This window comes from Pseudomonas asplenii, from assembly GCF_001293465.1.
In the GTDB taxonomy this organism is placed as follows: domain Bacteria; phylum Pseudomonadota; class Gammaproteobacteria; order Pseudomonadales; family Pseudomonadaceae; genus Aquipseudomonas; species Aquipseudomonas fuscovaginae_B.
Genome location: NZ_JSYZ01000033.1, coordinates 1 through 2,490, shown reverse-complemented (window position 1 = coordinate 2,490; position 2,490 = coordinate 1). Strand labels below are relative to the sequence as shown.

The 2,490-nt window shown below is 60.6% G+C and carries 3 protein-coding genes; 1 reads left to right on the top strand and 2 read right to left on the bottom strand.

The annotated features are described in order from the left end of the window. Nucleotides 1-267 precede the first annotated feature (267 nt). Complete coding sequence (locus PF66_RS30170; protein ID WP_054064689.1) at nucleotides 268-1,734, bottom strand: DNA cytosine methyltransferase; 1,467 nt, start codon at nucleotides 1,732-1,734, stop codon at nucleotides 268-270. A 13-nt stretch (nucleotides 1,735-1,747) separates the two neighbouring features. Further along, nucleotides 1,748-2,137 carry a hypothetical protein gene (locus tag PF66_RS30165; RefSeq protein ID WP_054064688.1) on the bottom strand — a complete coding sequence of 130 codons (390 nt, stop codon included), beginning with the start codon at nucleotides 2,135-2,137 and terminating at the stop codon, nucleotides 1,748-1,750. A 102-nt stretch (nucleotides 2,138-2,239) separates the two neighbouring features. On the opposite strand from PF66_RS30165, the gene PF66_RS30160 reads away from it, so the two are divergent. Then, nucleotides 2,240-2,446 carry a hypothetical protein gene (locus PF66_RS30160; protein ID WP_054064687.1) on the top strand — a complete coding sequence of 69 codons (207 nt, stop codon included), beginning with the start codon at nucleotides 2,240-2,242 and terminating at the stop codon, nucleotides 2,444-2,446. Nucleotides 2,447-2,490 lie beyond the last annotated feature (44 nt).

Here is a 2,490-nt window from a genome sequence, read left to right as displayed (position 1 = left end):
GGGCATGGGGATACCTCGCGGTCATCACGACCGGAATGGCTGTCAAGTGGGTAGGGGCTGAGTGGAAGTTTCTTTCTGTGGCTGGGCTATCTGAAGGTTTCACCCCTCAACCCGGCGCATGTCGTGACGGCAGAATTTCCCTGTCGAAAACACAGAGAGATTCCCCGCATGAAACACTTCCTTGCAGAACTGCTTTACCACGTCCTGATCACCCTGCTGGGCGAAATGCTGACGCGCTTGGCCGAGTGGCTGTCGGCCGTGCCGTGGTTATAGAGCTGATGCCTCGATCTGCCGCTGGAGGCGCTGACCGATCCAGCGGACGACGAAAACGGCTTTGCTGTTGCCGATCGCCTTGTAGCGCGGCCCATCAGGGCAATCCTCGGCTGGCTTGCCGCGATAGGGAATCAGGGTGTGGTCATCAGGAAAGCCCTGGAGACGTTCGCATTCCCTGGGAGTCAGCCGACGCACACCTGATGCAGCCGGCACCATAGGCTGGCCTCGGCCGGTGCCATCCTCACTGGCATCGAAGCCATCTGCCTTCAGCGTATGGGTGATCTCGCCCGTGACGCATACAGCGACCTGGCCGCCGGCGTTGGCATGGCTGGCACCATGGCCCATGGCGCGAAGGGTAGGAGACAGTTCTCCTGCGTCGGCGCCATGATCCTTGCAACTGAAGGCAAGGAGGACATTCTCAGCACCGTTATTGCGCCCTAGAGTATGAGCCTGCTCGAACCGAACGTCCGGGTCCTGCGTGCCGTGCACGACGAATGCTTCCGAGTCAGATCGATGACTACTCTGCGCTTGAGAGCGTAGCGCTGGAGAAATACAGAAGGTTTCGCTTTCCATGTCCAGGCGCATGTCCTTTGCGGTCAGCGTCGCTGCTTGGCTGACATCGCTCTGCAGACTATGGCCGCCGTAGGCAGGTACGCCAGCGAGAACCTCAACTGCCGGACCTTCATCGCCTTCGCAGTTCGGGCACCCATATTGACCCAGGTCTAAACCGAAGGTGTATCCGCATCCGCACTGGAGAGAAGGGCCGAATGGAGCTCGTCCGGCAAGGTCTTGCCCCTCGCCTCGGCGCGGCGCAGTATCCCGGCGCAGGCCTTCGCGCTCAAAAAGTACTTCAAGGGGATCGAATCCTGCTCGAGCACTTGCGACAACGAACACACGGCGGCGTCGTTGGGCCAGGCCGAAATATTGGGCATCCAGAACCCGCCATGCGACTGTTCGCGTGGGTCCATACACACAACCAGCGTCCTTCCATTTACCCCCTGGCGGCTTGAGCTCTTCGGATTCGCCCACCAGGGCGCCGAGGAAGCAGCCGAACGCGTTGCCCTTGTCGGAGAGGACGCCGGGGACGTTTTCCCAGAGGCAGGCAGCCTCGGGCTGGCCTCGCATTGTTCGAACATGGTCAATTGCATCGAGCAGCTCCACGTATTTGATGGTGAGGGCGCCCCGGGGATCGGCGAGGCCTTCGCGCATGCCGGCCACACTGAATGCCTGGCAAGGCGTGCCGCCGACCAGCACTTCCGGCGCCGGGATCTTGCCGGACAGAACCATGGCTGCCAGGCGGGTCATGTCGCCGTGGTTCGGCGTTTCAGGGTAGTGGTGAGCAAGCACTGCGCAGGGAAATGGCTCGATTTCGGCGTACCAGGCGGCACGCATGCCCAGCGGGTGCCAGGCCACCGTCGCAGCTTCAATGCCGCTGCAGACGCTTCCGTAGGTGATTGGCATAGGAGGCCTTCGGCTACGCAACCTGAGGCGTCATATCGGGCTGGTAGTCGACCCAGCCGATTCGTGGCGCCTTGGTTTTTTTGTTGATGATCGGGTTCCCCTCGGCGTCGGTGAGGGCGCACTTGGCGCGCACCCGAAGGTCCCGGCAATTTCCCGTCTTGCGAGCCAGGGCAGCGAACTGTTCGGCATACTGCGGTGCGTCGAATACCGGGCTTAGCTGGCGGACCTTGGTCCCGCGCATGATCTTGTCGGCTGCCTTCCGAACGGCCGAGTTCCATTCGCCCAGGCTCATCTCCTCAGGCATGGCACCCTGCTTCAGGGGGGGCTTCTTTGTTGGAGTCGTCTTCCTGGCTTCTGCCAGCGCTACGTCGGCAGTCATGCCGAACACTGCGAATGTACTCATGGTGATCTCCAGGGCATACGCCTCCCTCGCCGGGGTGGCGTGATTCGTTGAAGTGGGCTATTGCTTCCTTGGCCGCATTGGGCCGATATGAGGAGCAAAGGAATGTCACAAGAAGCGAAAGTTATTGCGTTGGAACATCTAGTTTTCAGTCTGCTGAGGGAGCTCGATGGGCTGGGCAGTATCGACCGTGACCAGATCGTCGACAGGGCCTTGAAGTCCATAAAGGAAGCAGCTTATCCGGGCGACCCTGAGCGTCGTGATGCCGCAGTCGGCGCCCTCCAAGATGCAGCAATGCTGATTAGCGGTTGATTACCCTATTTCCAGGAAGTGAAACGGGCGGTTCATAACAGCAC